We start from the raw sequence: 17,847 nt of genomic DNA on the forward strand, positions 1-17,847 counted from the left end.
GCGGGCGCATTGCGGCTAATTCATCATTTTGACAGACTTTTCGCGTTGCCAAGCCCCTGTGATTGGGCGAGTGTCCGCCCCGCTCGAGCAGCCCCTGCTTCAACATAAGGATTTTCCATGACCACCTCGTTCCCGGTAACCACCGGCCAGCGTTTTCGCCATGCGTCCGCCCTGGCTGGCTCCCTGGCCCTGGCGCTGCTCCTGGCGTTCGCGGGCCCGCTCCGGGCGGCCGACGATCCCGTTCTGGCCAAGGTCAATGGCGCTGAAATCAAGAAGAGCGACGTCACCATGGCCGAGGAGGAGCTCGGACCGAGCCTCGCCCAGATGGATCCGGCGACCAAGGACGAGAACGTCCTGTCCTTCCTGATCGACATGAAGATCGTGGCCAAGGCCGCCGAGGACAAGAAGGTCGCCGACGGCGAGGAGTTCAAGAAGCGGATGGCGTTCGCCCGCAACCGCCTGCTGATGGACAGCCTGCTGGCCCAAGAGGGCAAGGCGGCGACCAACGACGACGCCATGAAGAAGGTCTATGAGGAGGCCTCCAAGCAGATCACCGGTGAGCAGGAAGTGCGCGCCCGCCACATTCTGGTCGAGACCGAGGACGAGGCCAAGGCGGTCAAGGCCGAGCTCGACAAGGGCGCCGATTTCGCCGAGCTCGCCAAGAAGAAGTCCAAGGATCCGGGCTCCGCCGACGGCGGCGACCTCGGCTTCTTCACCAAGGAGCAGATGGTGCCGGAATTCTCGGCCGTCGCGTTCTCGCTGGAGCCGGGCAAGATCTCCGACCCCGTGAAGTCGCAGTTCGGCTGGCACGTCATCAAGGTCGAGGAAAAGCGCAACCGCAAGGCGCCTGACTTCGAGCAGGTCAAGGCTCAGATCGAGCAGTACGTCACTCGCAAGGCCCAGGCCGACTACGTCGCCAAGCTCCGCGCCGAGGCCAAGGTCGAGCGGACGGACCAGGCGGACGCATCCAAAGACGCCAAGCCGGCCGACGCGGCGAAGCCCGCCGACAGCAAGATGGCGCCCCCGGCCAAGAAGTAAGAATTTGCTGTCACTTCGGTGACGTGAAGAGTATCTAAAGTTTCCTGATGCCCGGCCTCGTGCCGGGCATCTGCATATCCAGACCCCACCAAGGCGCCCCGCGATGTCCTCCTCCGTCTCTCCCCTCGCTCCCAAAAACGTTCCCGACATGCCCGTGATCGCGGGCGTCCGTCTCGCGACGGCCGAGGCCGGCATCCGCTACAAGAACCGCACCGACGTGCTGCTGGCGATCATGGACAAGGGCACCGCAGTCGCCGGCGTCTTCACCAAGTCGAAGTGCCCGTCCGCGCCGGTGGAATGGTGCCGCGCCAAGTTGAAGGGCGGCAAAGCCCGCGCGCTGGTGGTCAATTCGGGCAATGCCAATGCCTTCACCGGCAAGACCGGCCGCAGCTCCACCGCGCTGACCGCGAAGATCGCGGCCAAGGCCGTCGGCTGCAGCGAGAGCGAGATCTTCCTGGCCTCGACCGGCGTGATCGGCGAACCGCTGGATGCCACCAAATTCGACGGCGTGCTCGGCCGCCTCGCCGAGCCCGGCGAGCCCGGCGACTACCTCGCCGCCGCCAAGGCGATCATGACCACCGACACCTTCCCCAAGGTCGCGACCGCGACCGTGAAGCTCGGCAAGGCCAGGGTCACCATCAACGGCATGGCCAAGGGCGCCGGCATGATCGCCCCCGACATGGCGACGATGCTGTCCTTCATTTTCACCGACGCGCCGATCGCGCCCGCCGCGCTGCAGGCGCTGCTCAAGGCCGGCGTCGAGGACACGTTCAACGCGGTCACCATCGATGGCGACACCTCGACCTCGGACACGCTGCTGGCTTTCGCGACGGGCGCCGCCGCCGAGCACGGCGCACCGAAGATCAGCCGCGCCAGCGATCCGCGCCTGAAGGCCTTCACCAAGGCGTTCAACCAGATACTCGCCAATCTCTCCGAGCAGGTCGCCCGCGACGGCGAAGGCGCGCGCAAGCTGGTCGAGATCACCGTCGAGGGCGCCAAGACCAAGGCCTCCGCACGCAAGATCGCGATGTCGATTGCGAACTCGCCGCTGGTGAAGACTGCCATCGCCGGCGAGGACGCCAATTGGGGCCGCGTGGTGATGGCGGTCGGCAAGGCCGGCGAGCCGGCCGATCGCGACAAGCTCTCGATCTCCTTCAACGGCATCCGCGTCGCCAAGAACGGCGCGCGCGATCCGTCCTATGACGAGGCGCAGGTGTCGGAAGCGATGAAGGCGCCGGAGATCGCGATCAAGGTCGCGCTCGGCCTCGGCAAGGGCCGCGACCGCGTGCTGACCTGCGACCTCACCAAGGAATATGTCGCGATCAATGGGGATTATCGGTCCTAGGACATGGCCGACCTGAAGCTGACATTGGTGGTGGCGTGCGCGCTGGTCGACGCCGACAAGCGCGTCCTGATCGCGCAACGCCCGGAGGGCAAGACGCTCGCCGGCCTCTGGGAATTTCCCGGCGGCAAGTGTGAGCCCGGTGAGCGGCCGGAGCAGAGCCTGATCCGCGAGCTCCACGAGGAGCTCGGCATCACCGTCGCCGAACCGTGCCTGGCGCCGCTGACCTTTGCGAGCTACGGCTATGAGACCTTTCATCTGTTGATGCCGCTCTACATCTGCCGGCGCTGGGAAGGGATCGTCGAAGCCCGCGAAGGCCAGACCCTGGCCTGGGTCCGCGCCAACAAGCTACGCGACTATCCGATGCCGCCGGCGGACATTCCGTTGATCCCGCATTTGATTGATTTACTGATGTGAGACCGAGACAGTCGTTACGCCCTCGGCGTCATGCCCGGGCTTGTCCGGCTTGTCCCGGGCATTCACGATCTACGTGCTGAACTGAAAGACGTGGATGGCCGGGTCAGAGGCGAGCGGAAGCGACGCCGTCCTTCAGACGGCTATGCCCGGCCATGACGAAGGAGAGAGCCTACGTCTCTCCCGCCTTCTTCACCGCTTCCGCCAGGCTCGCTTTCGCCGAACCCGGCTTCAGCGGCTGCTGCTGGCTTGCATGCGGCGCCCAGCCCGAGAGCCAGATGATGTCGAACGTCGCGCGGATGCGGCCGTCGGCATCGGCAAACCGCTCGGCATAGATTTCGGCCATGCGCAGCAGCGTCGCGCGCCGGCTCGGCGTGCGGCGCCGCTCGATCAGCACATTGGCCGCGCCCATGCGGCGGAGATCCTGCATCAGGGCGAACGCGTTGCCATAGCGCACCACCACGCGATCGACGTCGGTGACTGGCAGCGCAAAACCCGCCCGCTGCAACAGCGCGCCGACGTCGCGCAAATCGGCGAACGGCGCCACGCGGGGCGACACGCCGCCCTCGCATTCGGCTTCCGCCGCGGCAAAGGCCTGGCGCAGCTCGGTGAGGCTGTCGCCGCCGATCATCGCGGCGAGCAGCAGACCATCGGGCCTCAGTGCACGGCGAATCTGCGCGAGCACGCCCGGAAGATCGTTGACGAATTGCAACGCCAGCGCCGAGACGACGAGATCGAGACTGTCCGCAGCGAAGGGCAATGTCTCCGAGCCCGCTGCATCGAGCGCAATCCGCTGGATGGAGGGCAACCGCGCGCGCAGTCCTGCGAGCCCCTCACCCGGGGTCCAGAGATCGGCCGGCGCATGAAATTCGCGCATCACCGCGGCCAGCCGGTCGGACATGTCCTCAGCGGCCCGGTCGAGCAGGAAGGAGACCGGCCCCTGCGCCTGGGCACGGTGCTGCCGAACGTGCAGCAAGGCGCGATCGAATAAAGCGGGCGGGGTCGCCGGGTTCTGAGCCATGCCGCTGGTTACGCCGATCGCGACGGTTCTGGCAATCCGCCGCATGCGGCGCTAGCCTCCTCTCATGGACGCTGACGCCGCCCCTTCCCGTTCCATCACCGTACCCTTGCGAGCCGCTTGGACGGTCGGCCGTCACGTGCTCATGCGGGTGGCACGACTTGCGCTCGACGTTGCGCTGCCGACGTTGTGCGTGTCCTGCCGCGAGCCGGTGGATGGCGAAGGCGTGTGCGCGGGGTGCTGGGCAAAGCTGTCGTTCATCGAGCGGCCCTATTGTCCGCGGCTCGGCATCCCCTTTGTCTATGATCCCGGCCCCGACATGCTGTCGATGGAGGCGATTGCGAGCCCGCCGGCTTACCAGCGGGCACGCGCGGCGGTCCGCTATGACGACGTCGCGCGCACGCTGGTGCATGCGCTGAAATACCAGGACCGCACGGATCTGGCGCCCGCCATGGGTCGCTGGATGGCACGCGCGGGCAGCGAGCTGCTCGCGGGCGCCGACATGCTGGTGCCGGTGCCCCTGCATTGGCAGCGGGCCTGGCGCCGCCGCTACAACCAGTCCGGCGCATTGGCGCGCATCATCGAACGGCACAGCGCGGTGAAGGTCCGCGGCGAGGTGCTGCGCCGGGTGCGTGCCACCGAGCAGCAGATTGGCCTGTCGCGGGCCCAGCGCGCCACCAATGTGCAGGGCGCATTCCAGGTATCCCCCGACCGTCAGGCCAAGGTCCAGGGCCGGCGCATCGTCCTGGTCGACGATGTCCTGACATCAGGTGCGACCTTGGATGCCTGCGCGCGCGCTCTGCTGCGCGCCAAGGCGGCCCAGGTCGACGTGCTGGTCTTTGCCCGGGTTGTCGAGACCCGCTAAACTCCCATATAATTCAATAAATTCATGACATGAGAGCGCTGGACGCCATGACCGCTGCTGTCGAGATCTTCACCAGGCCGGGATGCGGCTATTGTTCCGCTGCCAGGTCGCTTCTGACCCGCAAGAAGGCGGCCTTCACGGAATTCGACGTCGCCGAGAACCCGTCCTGGCGCGAGGAGATGTACGACCGGGCCGGCCAGGGTTCGACCTTTCCGCAGATCTGGATCGGCGGAACCCATGTCGGCGGCTGCGACGACCTCTACGCCCTCGACCGCGAAGGCAAGCTCGACGGGTTGCTCGAAAGCGTCAAGGCGGTCTCATGAGCCAGAATCAAGCTCAAGACAGGACCTTTACCGCCGCCATGGTGCAGATGCGCACCGGCTTGATGCCCGAGCCGAGCCTTGCGCAGGCCACGAAACTGATCCGGGAGGCGGCTGCCAAGGGCGCCGACTACGTGCAGACGCCCGAGGTCAGCAACATGATGCAGCTGAACCGCAAGGCGTTGTTCCAGCACCTGCAGAGCGAGGAGGATGACGCCTCGCTGAAGGCGTATCGCGCGCTCGCAGCCGAATTGAAGATCCACATCCATGTCGGCTCGCTGGCGCTGCGCTTCTCGCCGGAAAAAGCGGTCAACCGCTCCTTCCTGATCGGGCCCGAGGGCGACGTGCTCGCGAGCTACGACAAGATCCACATGTTCGACATCGAGCTGCCGGACGGCGAGAGCTATCGCGAATCCGCCAATTACCAGCCGGGCGAAACCGCGGTGATCTCCGACCTGCCCTGGGGCCGCGTCGGTCTGACGATCTGCTACGACGTGCGCTTCCCCGCGCTGTACCGCGCGCTGGCCGAAAGCGGCGCCTCTTTCATCACCGTGCCGTCCGCCTTCACCCGCAAAACCGGCGAAGCGCATTGGCACATCCTGCTGCGCTCGCGCGCGATCGAGACCGGCTGCTTCATCTTCGCAGCGGCCCAGGCAGGCACCCACGAGAACAAGCGCGAAACCTACGGTCACTCGCTGATCATCGATCCCTGGGGCGAGATCCTCGCCGAGGGCGATGTCGAGCCCGGCATCATCATGGCCAAGATCGATCCGGCCAAGGTCGAGACCGCACGCCGCGCGATCCCGTCACTCCAGCACGGCCGCCGCTTCGGCGTCTCCGATCCCAAGGCCGGGCCGGATCATCTGCACCTGGTACGGGGATCGGCATGATCCGCTACGCGCTGCATTGCGACCGCAAGCATGAGTTCGAGAGCTGGTTCCAGAGCTCGGCTGCCTACGATTCGCAGGTGAAGCGGAAGCTGGTGACCTGCCCGATCTGCGGCTCGGCCAAGGTCGACAAGGCGATCATGGCGCCGCGCATCGTCGGCAAGAAGGGCCGCGGCCGTGCCACACCGCCGCCGGAGCCGACGACGACCACCGTCCCCGAGACCGCGCCGTCGGGGCCGACCTCGCTGATGATGGCGCAGGAGCGCGAGCTGCGCGCCAAGCTGAAAGAGCTGCGCGACCACATCGTGAAGAACGCCGACAACGTCGGCGAGCGCTTTGCGAATGAAGCTCGTGCGATGCACTACGGCGACAAGGAACACCGCCCGATCTACGGCGAGGCCTCACCGGATGAGGCGAAATCGCTGATCGACGAAGGCATCGAGGTGTCGCCGCTGCCGACACTGCCGGAAGATCGGAATTGAGGCTTTCTCGTCGTTCCGGGGCGCGCAAGGCGCGAACCCGGAACCTCGAGATTCCGGGTACGCCCTTCGGGCGCCCCGCAGTAAGCTACACGCCCACCAGCAACGCGACGCCGACCACGATCAGCACGATGCCAAAAATCTCGCGCGGCGCGATCGGCTGCTTGAACGAGTAGTACGCCACGCCTTGCGCGAACAGCACCTCGATCAACGCGAGCGTGCGGACATTCGCGGCGGCTGTCAGGGCAAACGCCAGAAACCAGAACTGCGAGGCGAAGGCGCCCATGAAGCCGGCGAGCAGCGACGGCTTCCATAATCCCAGAATCGACCGCAGCACCTTCGGCGCACGCCAAAGCAGATAGATCGTCAGGATCAGCGTCTGTACGAACAGGCCAAGCACCAGCGTGAACGAGGCCGCCGTCACGAAGGACACGTTCGGCACGTTGATGATCGCGCCGCGAAATCCGACCGCCGACAGCGCGAACGCCGCGGCCGCGACGAGGCCGGTGATGGTGGGCTTCAACTCGGCAAAACTCTTCTCGCCGCCAGGACGAAGCGCAGTGATCACGACGCCGACGGTCGCGGTCACGATCGCCAGCACCTTCAGCCATGTCAGGTGATCGCCGAGGAAGACGAAGCCGAAGATCGCAGTCTGGATCGCCTCGGTCTTCAGATAGGCCGTCGTCACCACGAAGGAGCGGTCGTTCATGGCCAGCAGCATCAGGCCGGTCCCGACGATCTGGCTGAGCGCGCCCAGCAGCAGCCACGGCCAGAACACGGTCGGCGGCATGCCGAGACGATCGCCGGTCGCGACCACCACCAGCCCCAGGAACAGCAGCGAGAACGGGAAGCCGAACAGGAAGCGGATATTGGTCGCGCCCCAGGTCCCCAGCGGCTTCGTCAGCGATCGCTGCATCGCATTGCGCGCGACCTGTCCGAGCGCGGCAATGACGGTGAAGGGAATCCAGAGGCTGGTGACGGTGAACATGGGGGTGGGGCTAATGCAGGAATGGTGGAGCCAACCTGCAGGCTGAGGCCCACGCGGTCAACCACACTGATGTCATGGGAGCGATGCCCGCGCCACAAACTCCGCCGTCGTCCTGGACAAGCGAAGCGCAGATCCAGGACCCATCACCTCAGGGAGCAGTTTGGCGAAGGCTCGTGGTTGGCAGTCCGCACAATAACTGCTCGTTGGGCTAATGGGTCCTGGCTTTCGCCAGGACGACACCTTTGGTGGTGATGCAGCTGAGCCCTAACAAGCTCGCACTCCCCTCACACCATCCCCTCCGCCACCACCATGTAGTTCACGTCCATGTCCGACGAGAGCGTCCATTTGTCGGCGAAGGGTGCGTAGACGACGCCGGTCTGCTCGGTAATGACGAGGCGGTTGTCGAGGAGGTATTTGGTCAGCTCGTCCGGAGTGACGAACTTGTTCCACTCGTGGGTGCCGCGCGGCAGCCAGCGCAGGACGTATTCGGCACCGACGATGGCGAGCGCAAAACTCTTCCAGTTTCTGTTCAGCGTCGAGACCACCATCAGGCCGTTCGGCTTCAGCATCGAGGCGCAGCGCTTCAGGAAGACGCCGACGTCGACGACATGCTCGACCACCTCCATTGCCAGCACGACATCAAAACGTTCGCGCGGGTCGATCTCCTCCACCGTGGTACAGCGGTAGTCGATCGCAAGATGGCTCTTGTCGGCATGCAGCTTCGCTGCCGCTATGTTGCTGGCCGAGGGATCGACGCCGATGACCTGCGCGCCCAGCCGCGACAGCGGCTCGCACAGGAGGCCGGCGCCGCAGCCGATGTCGAGCACGCGCAGGCCACCGAGACAGTTGAGGCTGCGCACATTGCGCTCGAACTTGCGGCAGGCGGCATCGCGGATATAGCCAAGCCGCAGCGGATTGATCCGGTGCAGCGGGGCCATCTTGCCCTTGGGATCCCACCACTCGGCCGAGAGCTTTGAGAATTTCGCGATCTCGGCGGCGTCGACGGTCGAGCCCGGCTGGGCGGCGGCAGTGGCGGAAGTATCTTGCTGCATGCTCATGGTTGCGCGCGGTCCTACCGCGTGGTGATCGAACTACGGAAAGCGAGTGGGGAGGCGATGGTCTTGATCGTCTCGATGCCCTCGCCGACGCCACGAATCGTCACGTCGCCATAGTTGAGAATTCGTCCAAGAATGGTCTGATCGACGTCGACGCTCTCGACCTTGTCCAGCGCCATCTCGAAGGTGCGGCGCTTGATGAACCCGGTCTTGTGGACAACCCGGAGATTCGTGACGTCGGTCTCGGTGGTGAAGCGATGGAACCAGCCCTTCAGGGTCCAGTACAGGGCGGCCAGCGCCACCAGGCCGGAGCCGAACAGAGACAGGATCATAACGCTGTAGATATCGGACTGACGGGAGACGCCGAACAGGGCGATGGCCGCGATCCAGGCCAGAATGGCCGGGAAATAGAAGATCCAGTGCGCATTGGTCGAATACAGAACCCGCTCGCCCGGTTGCAGGATCTCGTCAATATAGCGCGCCATAACCTCTGATAACCCATTGCCCGGATTGGCCCCGCAGGAACCCGCTTGCCCCCGGCCCCGCCCCTCTGTATACGCGCGGTCGGTATCCCCTGGCATCCGTCCAGCGCGGGTCACCATACTGATCCTTATGAAGGAATGCACGCGTCGTCATGAGCCGCCTCGTGATGAAATTCGGCGGCACGTCCGTCGCCAACATCGAACGTATCCGCAACGTCGCACGCCATGTGAAGCGTGAGGTCGACGCCGGCCATGAAGTGGCCGTGGTCGTCTCGGCGATGTCGGGCAAGACCAACGAGCTGGTGGCCTGGTGCACCGAGGCCTCGCCGATGCATGACGCGCGCGAATACGACGCCGTCGTCGCCTCCGGCGAACAGGTCACTTCGGGCCTGTTGGCCATCGTGCTCCAGGGCATGGGTATCCAGGCCCGCTCCTGGCAGGGTTGGCAGATCCCGATCAAGACCAGCGATGCCCATGCCTCGGCCCGGATCGAGGACATCGACGGCAGCGAGATCATCGCCCGTTTCAAGGATCGCAAGGAAGTTGCGGTCATCGCCGGCTTCCAGGGCATCGACCCGAAGACCAACCGCATCACCACGCTCGGCCGTGGTGGCTCCGACACCTCGGCCGTGGCGGTCGCCGCCGCCGTCAAGGCCGACCGTTGCGACATCTACACCGACGTCGATGGCGTCTACACCACCGACCCGCGAATCGTGCCGAAGGCCAAGAGGCTCGACAAGATCGCATTCGAAGACATGCTGGAACTGGCTTCCCAGGGCGCCAAGGTGCTCCAGGTGCGCTCGGTGGAACTCGGCATGGTCCACAACATGCCGATCTTCGTCCGCTCGAGCTTCGACAAGCCCGAGGATATCGACCCGCATGCCAACCAGCCGCCCGGCACGCTGATCTGCGGCGAGGAGGAGATCATGGAAAACCACGTCGTCACCGGCATCGCCTTTTCGAAGGACGAGGCCCAGATCTCGGTGCGCCAGATCGAGGACAAGCCCGGCGTGGCGGCGTCGATCTTCGGCCCGCTCGCGGATGCCAATATCAACGTCGACATGATCGTCCAGAACGTTTCCGAGGACGGCAAGACCACCGACCTGACCTTTACGGTGCCGGCGGCCGACTATAACCGCGCCAAGGACACGATTACCGCCGCCAAGGCCAAGATCGGCTATGCCCGGCTTGATACCGCTACCGACGTCGCCAAGATCTCGGTGATCGGCAGCGGCATGCGCAGCCATGCCGGCGTCGCCGCCCAGGCGTTTTCGGCGCTCGCCGGACGGAATATCAACATCCGGGCCATCACAACCTCCGAGATCAAGTTCTCGGTTTTGATCGACACCGCCTATACCGAGCTTGCGGTGCGCACCCTGCACACGCTCTACGGCCTCGATCAGGCCTGAAGTGCGCCCCGTCGCGCTTCAGATTGTCGTTTGAGCATGGTCTTTCCGGAAAACCGCTTTGCACTTTTCCGGACCATGCCTGGACTAATTTTCTCTTAGCGGTCGCAGCAAACGCGAAGGTGTACACACCTTCGCGTTTGGCAGGCGTTTTGCTTGGCAAAACAAGCCTCAATTCGCTATACGGCGAACAGGGTGGGCTGCCGCAGACTGTGTTCCCAGTTCAGGCCGCTGATTCGGTGCAAGCGAAGGTTTGCACCTGCGCCGGACAAACAATTTGGTTGTTTTTCTGGAATTTTGGGCCAGCCGCCGGCCGATACCGCCGGGCCGGGCAGACGGAGGAGATTGACGGTTCATGCGGAGCGCGTCGGGAGGTCCCCGCGTCTTGTTGAGACGGCTCCGCGAAACCATGGCGGAGCAGGTCTCGGCCCAGGAGCGGCTGGACAAGATCGTGGTGCTGATCGCCGCCAACATGGTGGCCGAGGTGTGCTCGGTCTATGTGCTGCGCATCGACAACACCCTCGAGCTCTACGCCACCGAAGGCCTCAACCGCGAGGCCGTGCACCATACCGTGCTGAGCGCCCATGAGGGCCTGGTCGGCCTCGTCGCCAGCGAGGCGACGCCGCTCAACCTGAACGACGCCCAAAGCCATCCGGCCTTCTCGTTCCGCCCCGAGACCGGCGAAGAGATCTATCACTCCTTCCTCGGCGTGCCGATCCTGCGTGCCGGTAACACGCTCGGCGTGCTGGTGGTGCAGAACCGCGCCAAGCGCACCTATGTCGAGGAAGAGCTCGAGGCGCTGCAGACCACGGCCATGGTGCTGGCGGAGCTGATTGCCTCCGGCGAATTGTCCGCGCTGGCGCAGCCCGGCCTGGAGCCGGCTGCGCGCCATTCCACGCAGAAGGCCGGCGCCATCCTCTCGGAAGGCATCGCGCTCGGTCATGTCGTGCTGCACGAGCCGCGCGTCGTCATCAAGGACTACATCGCCGAGGACCTGCCGAAGGAGATCAAGCGGCTCGACGCGGCACTCGCCAAGCTGCGCTCGGATCTCGACCGCATGCTGGAGCGCGGCGACGTCGCCGAGGGCGGCGAGCATCGCGACGTGCTGGAAGCCTACCGCATGTTCGCCAACGACCAGGGCTGGTCGCACAAGCTGCACGAAGCGGTCGCCACGGGCCTTACGGCGGAAGCCGCGGTCGAACGCGTCCAGTCCGACACCCGCGCCCGCATGCTGCGCGTGACCGATCCTTATTTGCGCGACCGGCTGCACGATCTCGAGGATCTCGGCTACCGCCTGATGCGGCAGCTGGTCGGCCAGGACCACGCGCCTTCGCGCGAGCAGATGCCCGACAACGCCATCGTCATCGCGCGCGCGATGGGCCCGGCGGCGCTGCTCGATTACGACCGCAAGCGCCTGCGCGGCATCGTGCTGGAGGAAGGCACCGCCAACTCCCACGTCTCGATCGTGGCGCGCGCGCTCGGCATTCCCGCCGTCGGCGAGGTGCCGAACGCGCCAGGGATCGCCGACCCCGGCGACGCCATCATCGTCGACGGCACGTCGGGATCGATCTATGTGCGCCCGTCGCAGGAGATCGAGGCGGCCTATGCCGAGCGGGTGCGTTTCCGCGCCCGCCGCCAGGCGCAATATCTGGCGCTGCGTGACCGGCCCTGTGTCACCAAGGACGGCGAGAAGGTCGAGCTCTTGATCAATGCGGGCCTCGCCATCGACCTGCCCCACATCGACGACACGGGCAGCGCCGGCATCGGCCTGTTCCGCACCGAGCTGCAATTCATGGTCGGCCAGAGCCTGCCGCGCACCAGCGATCAGCTCGCGCTCTACCGCGCCGTGCTGGATGCTGCGGGCAGCAAGCCCGTGACCTTCCGCACCCTCGACATCGGCGGCGACAAGGCGCTGCCTTATATGGAGACGGTGATCGAGGAAAACCCCGCGCTCGGCTGGCGCGCGATCCGGCTCGGGCTCGATCGTCCCGGCCTGCTGCGCGGCCAGATCCGCGCACTGCTGCGCGCCGGCGGCGGCCGCGCGCTGCGCATCATGTTCCCGATGATCTCGGAAGTCGCCGAGTTCGACGCCGCCAAGGCGCTGGTCGAGCGCGAGCTCACTTATCTGCGCCAGCATGGCCACACGCTGCCGGAACGCATCGACATCGGCACCATGGTCGAGGTGCCGGCGCTGCTCTATCAACTCGACGAGCTCTTGAGGAAGGTCGACTTCATCTCGGTCGGCTCCAACGACCTGTTCCAGTTCCTGTTCGCGGTCGACCGCGGCAATGCCAAGGTATCCGAGCGCTTCGACACCATGTCGACGCCGATCCTGCGGGCCCTGCGCGACATCGCGCAAAAGACGCAGGCCGCCAAGAAATCGCTGTCGCTCTGCGGCGAGATGGCCTCGAAGCCGATCGGCGCGCTGGCGCTGCTCGCGATGGGCTATCGCTCGCTGTCGCTGTCGGCGACCGCGCTCGGCCCGGTCAAGGCGATGGTGATCGACCTCGACGTCAAGAAGGCCGCAGCGATGCTCGGGCCGCTGCTGGACGCACCGACCGGCAGCGTCTCGATCCGGCAAAAGCTGACGGAATTCGCCGAGGCCGAAGGCCTGGCGTTGTAGCGGGCCTGCTGCCCGTCGCCGCCGCCTCGCTTCCCTCCGCCTTTTGAGACCAAACCGATGTCGTCACTCCCTGAAGCCAAACTGGACGTCCTGCTCGCGCATCACGCCTCGCTCGAAGCCGAATCGCTCGGACAGCTCTCCTCCGAGCGCTATGTGCAGGTCACGCGCGAGCTCGCCGAGATCACCCCGCTGATCGAGGCGGTGAAGACTTACCGGTCAGCAGTCAAAGAGCTCGCCGACACCGAGGCGCTGATCGCGGATGCCGCGACCGATGCCGAGATGCGCAGCATGGCGGAAGCCGAGCGCGACGAGCTCAATCCGAAGATCGAGGACCTGGTTCAGAAGATCCGCGTTGCGCTGCTGCCCAAGGACGCCATGGACGACCGCAACGTCGTGCTGGAAATCCGCGCCGGTACCGGCGGCGACGAGGCCTCGCTGTTCGCCGGCGATCTGTTCCGGATGTACGAGCGCTTTGCCGCCTTGCAGGGCTGGAAGGTCGAGGTGATCTCGGCGAGCGAGGGCACCGTCGGCGGCTTCAAGGAAATCATCGCGGAGGTGCAGGGCCGCGGCGCATTCTCCAAGCTGAAATTCGAATCCGGCGTACACCGGGTCCAGCGGGTGCCCGACACCGAAACCCAGGGGCGCATCCACACTTCGGCGGCGACTGTCGCAGTGCTGCCCGAGGTCGAGGACGTCGATGTCGAGATCAAGAACGAGGACCTGCGCATCGAGACCATGCGCGCACAGGGCGCAGGCGGCCAGCACGTCAACAAGACGGAATCGGCGATCCGCATCACCCACATTCCGACCGGGATCGTGGTGATGATGCAGGACAGCCGCTCGCAGCACAAGAACCGCGCCTCCGCCATGAACATCCTGCGCTCGCGCATCTACGACGCCGAGCGGCAGCGCGTCGACGCCGCGCGCTCGGCCGAGCGCAAGGAGAAGGTCGGCTCCGGCGACCGCTCTGAGCGCATCCGCACCTATAATTTTCCGCAAGGCCGCGTCACCGACCACCGCATCAACCTGACGCTCTACAAGCTGCCGCAGGTGATCGCCGGCGAAGCACTCGGCGAATTGACCGATGCGCTGACCACCGAGCACCAGGCCGCACAGCTCGCGGCGCAGGGCGCGGCGGCCTGAGCCTCAACGCTTTTTGGCCCGAAACGATCGCAGGATCTTGGCCAGGGCCGGCGCGGCGGCGCTCAATTCGTCCAGATGCATGCGCGAGAGCGAGCGCAGCTTCTGCTCGCCCTTCGCCGTCAGCTTGACGAGGACACGCCGCGCGTCTTCCGGATCGGCTTCCCGAACGATCAGCTTCAGCTTCGCCATGCGATCCACCAGCTCAACGGCGGTGTGGTGACGGATCAGAAGAAAGCTCGCGATATCGCCGACGCTGGCGCCGTTGGGATCGGCCAATCCCTTGATCGCCAGCAGCGCCTGATGCTGCTGCGGCGTCAATCCGGCGCTTTGGGCCGCCGTCTCGCTGAAGGCCAGGAAGGTTCGGAGCTGGTAGCGGAATTGCGCAAGCGCGGTGTAGTCGGCCTCGCGCATCGCGCCGCCCTTGGGGGGCACCACGGATGCCGTGCGCGCTGTTTTCCGCTTTGTCTCGGTCATTCCCTGCCTGCGACGTCGCGCCCGCCGGCTGCGCGGGCAGGTCCGAGACTAGCAAGGAAGGCGGGATGGAACCAACCGGGCGGACGCTGCGGATGCACAAATATCGGTGCCTTCGCCGGCGGCCTATTCGAAGCTCGACAGCAGGATCTTGACCAGAATGACCTGAAACGCGATCGGGATGCGAACACTCTTCCGCCGGATCGAGCGCTGCAGCGCGCCAGCGATCTCCGCACCGGTCAGGCCGCCTGCCGATGCGTTGGCGATCAGCTCCGCCCACATCTGCGACAACGAGCCGCCGGGCGGAATCACCGGCTTGATGGTGACGCCGCAGCCCTGCGCCCAATCGACGATCTCCCGCATCGTGTGTGGCCCGCAATTGCGCGCGGTCGCAAGGCGCTCGGCCGTCAGCGCACGCAGCAGCTCGCGCGAAGGTGACCAATTCCCCTTCGGCGGCTGCTCGCCGGTGAGTTCGACCGCCAGCTCCTTCAGAACATTCTGGGCCCGCACGCTCAAACGCTTCATCGGCGCCGGTGCGCGCTTCGCCTGATCGGCGCCGATCGCCGGCCCCCGCTCGCCGGAGGCGCGATTGCGCGGCTCGGGCGTGCGGGAAGCATCGCCGGGCTGCGGCGCCGCGCGCTGGTCGTTGGTCTCCGCCGCGGGCCAAGCGGCCTCCTGCCGCTCCGCCTCCTGCGGCCAGGATTGTCGCTTCGGGGTACCCGCCACCGTCGTCTGCCGCGCCATTTCCCTCGCCGAACCCGCCATACTCGTACTCACAAAGACTAATATATATCGTTATCCGATATGTTTTCGCGACATAATTTTCGTCGTTCGACCAAAGGCGAAATTGACAGAAGGCCTTCACAAGCAATGCATACGTCCAAGAGCTACACGCGGATGTGACGTGCCCGGCGCGGGCAGGCCTTCGAGGCCGGACTGCCGCCGGACGAATCGTGTTTTGCCTGCAAACAAGAACGACGTTCGGAGGAAACGACCATGACTGACGATCTCATCCGCCGCGGCCTGTCGCGCCGTGGTCTGCTTCAGACAACAGCAGGCCTCATCGGCGGCTCGGTGCTGCCGGCGATGCCGGCCTTCGCCGAGGACAAGCCGGCGATCGGCTCCTATCCCACCGGCGTATCGGGTTCCGCCGCCTTCATCGGAATCTCCGTGCCGCGTACCGGCACCTATGCCGTGCAGGGCGAGGACGAGCTCAAGGGCTATCAGCTCGCGATCGAGCACATCAACGAAGGCCATGAGCTGATCAAGAAGATCTCGCCGAAGACCAGCAAGGGCGTGCTCGGCAAGGAGCTGAAGTTCGGCGTCGCCGACTCCGCGGCGAAGCCGAACGAGGCGGTGCAGGCGCAGCAACGCTTCATCAGCGAGAACAAGGCGATCATGATCACCGGCGGCACCTCGAGCGCCGTTGCGGTCGCGCTCAACAAGCTCGCCCAGCGCGAGCACGTGCTGTTCGTGTGCGGCATCTCCGGCTCGAACGACACCACCGGCAAGGACTGCGTGCGCTACGGCGTCCGCCAGAACTTCTTCGGCCAGACCGCTGCGGCGGCGATCGGCCCGGTGATGGTGCGGGAGTTCGGCAAGGGCAAGAAGGCCGCGTACCTCACGCCGGATTACACCTACGGCCACACCGTCACGAAGTCGATGCAGGACTTCCTCGCGACGGCGGGTTGGACCACCACGACCAACCAGGTCGCGCCGCTCGGCGCACCCGACTATTCCTCGTATCTTCTGAACGTCGCGAATTCCGGCGCCGACGTGCTCATCAACGTCAATTGGGGCCACGACGCCGTGCTGTCCACCCAGCAGGCCAAGCAGTTCGGCGTGCTCGACAAGATGAAGCTGGTCGTCCCCTATCAGGTGCCCTTCATCGCGCGCGAGACCGGCGGCCTGATGCAGGGTGTCTACGCAGCCACCGACTATTGGTGGACGATCGAAGACAAGTTTCCGCTGGCCAAGATGTTCAACGAGGCCTTCGAGAAGAAGTACGGCTACAAGCCGGAATGGGGCGCCGAGAACGCCTATGTCAGCTTCGCCCATTGGGCCCATATGTGCGAGGAAGCCGGCAGCTTCAATCCGCCTGACGTGATCAAGGCCTATGAGAAGGGCGAGACGATTCCGTCCCTCGTCGGCGACGTGCACTACCGTCCCGATGATCACCAGTGCGTCCGCCCCGTGATCATCGTCAAGGGCAAGCAGCAGAAGGACATGAAGAACAAGGAAGACTGGTACGACGTCGTCGAGATCGTTCCCGGCGAAGGCCTGATGCAGAAGCCGGACGCGTTCGGCTGCCATCTCGGCGATTACACCTGAGCACGCGCTAACCCCTGTGACGCCGTGGGCCTTAACTCTGGACCTGCGGCGTCGCCTTTTTTGACGCAGGCCCTGCGCGTCACGACAGCGATTATTGCATGATTAGTTGGCCCAATCTCGTTTCGCAGCTATTCAACGGGCTCGCGCTCGGCGCCCTGCTCGCGCTGATCAGCTCCGGCCTGACCATCATCTACGGCACGCTCGGCGTGCTCAACCTCGCGCATGGCGCGATGTTCATGATCGGCGGCTATGCCGGCTTCGTCACCTACCAGTACACGGAATCGTTCATCCTCGCCGTCATTGCGGGCTCGCTGTTCGTGATGCTGCTCGGCGTCGTGATGGAACGCGTCATCATCCGGCATTTCTATCATCGCCCGCACGAGGATCAGCTGCTGGTGACCTTCGGGCTCGGCATCTGCTTCGTCGAGCTCGTGCGCCTGCTGTTCTCGAGCCAGTCGCAGATCGTGCCGCCGCCGGCGCTGTTCCAGGGCATCACCAATCTCGGCTTCATGTTCTATCCGACCTACCGTCTCGCCGTGGTCGGCATCGTCGCGGTCGCGCTCGGCGCGCTGTTCATCATCCTCTACCGCACCCGGCTCGGCATGATCGTGCGCGCCGGCATCGAGGATTCGGTGATGGTCGATTCGCTCGGCATCAACGTCTACCGCGTCTTCATGATCGTGTTCGGCATCGGCGCGATGGCCGCCGGCTTTGCCGGCATCGTCAACGCGCCGGTGGTGTCGCTGACACCGGGCATCGGTGACGACATCCTGGTCCAGACCTTCGTGGTGGTGGTGATCGGCGGCGTCGGCTCGTTCCCCGGCGCGATCCTCGGCGGCTTGATCGCCGGCGAGATCATCAGCGTCACCTCCATGTTCAACCCCGGCTATGCCTATGTGATGCTGTTTGCGGCGATGACGCTCGTGCTCGTGGTGCGACCGCATGGCCTGCTCGGCGTCCAGGGCCGCGAATAAGTGATCCGCTG

18 protein-coding genes are annotated in these 17,847 nt (G+C 65.3%); 12 read left to right on the forward strand and 6 right to left on the reverse strand.

Features of this window, described 5'->3' with window-relative positions; all coding sequences use genetic code 11:
• Positions 1-117 precede the first annotated feature (117 nt).
• The 3 genes from JQ587_RS30635 (at position 118) to JQ587_RS30645 (ending at position 2,797) form a co-directional block, all read left to right on the forward strand.
• Positions 118-1,038 (forward strand): peptidylprolyl isomerase, encoded by a 921-nt coding sequence (locus JQ587_RS30635; protein ID WP_212427822.1) that lies wholly within the window; start codon positions 118-120, stop codon positions 1,036-1,038.
• 103 nt (positions 1,039-1,141) lie between these two features.
• Positions 1,142-2,383, forward strand: a complete 1,242-nt coding sequence (gene argJ, locus JQ587_RS30640) for a bifunctional glutamate N-acetyltransferase/amino-acid acetyltransferase ArgJ (protein WP_212427823.1) — start codon at positions 1,142-1,144, stop codon at positions 2,381-2,383.
• Positions 2,384-2,386: 3 nt separating this feature from the next.
• Positions 2,387-2,797, forward strand: a complete 411-nt coding sequence (locus tag JQ587_RS30645; RefSeq protein ID WP_212427824.1) for a (deoxy)nucleoside triphosphate pyrophosphohydrolase — start codon at positions 2,387-2,389, stop codon at positions 2,795-2,797.
• Positions 2,798-2,966: 169 nt separating this feature from the next.
• Here the strand turns inward: JQ587_RS30645 and JQ587_RS30650 are convergent, their stop codons facing one another.
• Positions 2,967-3,860: a methyltransferase domain-containing protein gene (locus JQ587_RS30650; RefSeq protein ID WP_433995311.1), complete on the reverse strand. Its 894-nt coding sequence runs from the start codon at positions 3,858-3,860 to the stop codon at positions 2,967-2,969.
• Positions 3,861-3,879: 19 nt separating this feature from the next.
• Between JQ587_RS30650 and JQ587_RS30655 the strand changes: the two genes are divergently transcribed.
• The 4 genes from JQ587_RS30655 to JQ587_RS30670 are packed head-to-tail and all read left to right on the forward strand — an operon-like array spanning position 3,880 to position 6,366.
• Positions 3,880-4,677 carry a ComF family protein gene (locus JQ587_RS30655; RefSeq protein WP_212427825.1) on the forward strand — a complete coding sequence of 266 codons (798 nt, stop codon included), beginning with the start codon at positions 3,880-3,882 and terminating at the stop codon, positions 4,675-4,677.
• 47 nt (positions 4,678-4,724) lie between these two features.
• Positions 4,725-5,000 carry a glutaredoxin 3 gene (gene grxC, locus JQ587_RS30660; RefSeq protein WP_212427826.1) on the forward strand — a complete coding sequence of 92 codons (276 nt, stop codon included), beginning with the start codon at positions 4,725-4,727 and terminating at the stop codon, positions 4,998-5,000.
• Entirely contained in the window at positions 4,997-5,887 is an 891-nt protein-coding gene (locus JQ587_RS30665; RefSeq protein WP_212427827.1) for a carbon-nitrogen hydrolase family protein, read from the forward strand. The genes grxC and JQ587_RS30665 overlap by 4 nt, the downstream gene beginning before the upstream one ends.
• Positions 5,884-6,366, forward strand: coding sequence for a DUF1178 family protein (locus tag JQ587_RS30670; RefSeq protein WP_212303570.1), 483 nt, complete (start codon positions 5,884-5,886; stop codon positions 6,364-6,366). Before JQ587_RS30665 ends, JQ587_RS30670 begins: the two co-directional genes overlap by 4 nt.
• 85 nt (positions 6,367-6,451) lie before the next feature.
• Here JQ587_RS30670 and JQ587_RS30675 read toward each other — a convergent pair whose 3' ends face one another.
• From JQ587_RS30675 to JQ587_RS30685, 3 genes are all read right to left on the reverse strand, one after another.
• The gene (locus JQ587_RS30675; protein WP_212427828.1) at positions 6,452-7,351 is read right to left on the reverse strand and encodes an EamA family transporter; all 900 of its coding nucleotides are present in this window, start codon (positions 7,349-7,351) and stop codon (positions 6,452-6,454) included.
• Between the two features lie 284 nt (positions 7,352-7,635).
• Entirely contained in the window at positions 7,636-8,409 is a 774-nt protein-coding gene (gene ubiG, locus JQ587_RS30680; RefSeq protein WP_212303572.1) for a bifunctional 2-polyprenyl-6-hydroxyphenol methylase/3-demethylubiquinol 3-O-methyltransferase UbiG, read from the reverse strand.
• A gap of 14 nt (positions 8,410-8,423) precedes the next feature.
• Positions 8,424-8,891: a PH domain-containing protein gene (locus JQ587_RS30685; RefSeq protein WP_212303573.1), complete on the reverse strand. Its 468-nt coding sequence runs from the start codon at positions 8,889-8,891 to the stop codon at positions 8,424-8,426.
• 149 nt (positions 8,892-9,040) lie between these two features.
• On the opposite strand from JQ587_RS30685, the gene JQ587_RS30690 reads away from it, so the two are divergent.
• From JQ587_RS30690 to prfA, 3 genes are all read left to right on the forward strand, one after another.
• Positions 9,041-10,297: an aspartate kinase gene (locus tag JQ587_RS30690; RefSeq protein ID WP_212303574.1), complete on the forward strand. Its 1,257-nt coding sequence runs from the start codon at positions 9,041-9,043 to the stop codon at positions 10,295-10,297.
• A 352-nt stretch (positions 10,298-10,649) separates the two neighbouring features.
• A complete protein-coding gene (gene ptsP / locus JQ587_RS30695) occupies positions 10,650-12,917 on the forward strand; it encodes a phosphoenolpyruvate--protein phosphotransferase (RefSeq protein ID WP_212303575.1) in 2,268 nt (755 codons plus the stop codon).
• Positions 12,918-12,974: 57 nt separating this feature from the next.
• Positions 12,975-14,060 (forward strand): peptide chain release factor 1, encoded by a 1,086-nt coding sequence (gene prfA / locus JQ587_RS30700; RefSeq protein ID WP_212303576.1) that lies wholly within the window; start codon positions 12,975-12,977, stop codon positions 14,058-14,060.
• Between the two features lie 3 nt (positions 14,061-14,063).
• Here the strand turns inward: prfA and JQ587_RS30705 are convergent, their stop codons facing one another.
• Positions 14,064-14,534 carry a MarR family winged helix-turn-helix transcriptional regulator gene (locus tag JQ587_RS30705; protein ID WP_212303577.1) on the reverse strand — a complete coding sequence of 157 codons (471 nt, stop codon included), beginning with the start codon at positions 14,532-14,534 and terminating at the stop codon, positions 14,064-14,066.
• Positions 14,535-14,657: 123 nt separating this feature from the next.
• Positions 14,658-15,275 carry a hypothetical protein gene (locus JQ587_RS30710; RefSeq protein WP_212427829.1) on the reverse strand — a complete coding sequence of 206 codons (618 nt, stop codon included), beginning with the start codon at positions 15,273-15,275 and terminating at the stop codon, positions 14,658-14,660.
• A 252-nt stretch (positions 15,276-15,527) separates the two neighbouring features.
• Here JQ587_RS30710 and JQ587_RS30715 point away from each other — a divergent pair, with 252 nt between their 5' ends.
• The gene (locus tag JQ587_RS30715; RefSeq protein WP_212303579.1) at positions 15,528-16,862 is read left to right on the forward strand and encodes a substrate-binding protein; all 1,335 of its coding nucleotides are present in this window, start codon (positions 15,528-15,530) and stop codon (positions 16,860-16,862) included.
• A 98-nt stretch (positions 16,863-16,960) separates the two neighbouring features.
• Positions 16,961-17,836 (forward strand): branched-chain amino acid ABC transporter permease, encoded by an 876-nt coding sequence (locus JQ587_RS30720; protein ID WP_212303580.1) that lies wholly within the window; start codon positions 16,961-16,963, stop codon positions 17,834-17,836.
• Positions 17,837-17,847 lie beyond the last annotated feature (11 nt).

The organism is Bradyrhizobium manausense (genome assembly GCF_018130615.1).
In the GTDB taxonomy this organism is placed as follows: domain Bacteria; phylum Pseudomonadota; class Alphaproteobacteria; order Rhizobiales; family Xanthobacteraceae; genus Bradyrhizobium; species Bradyrhizobium manausense_A.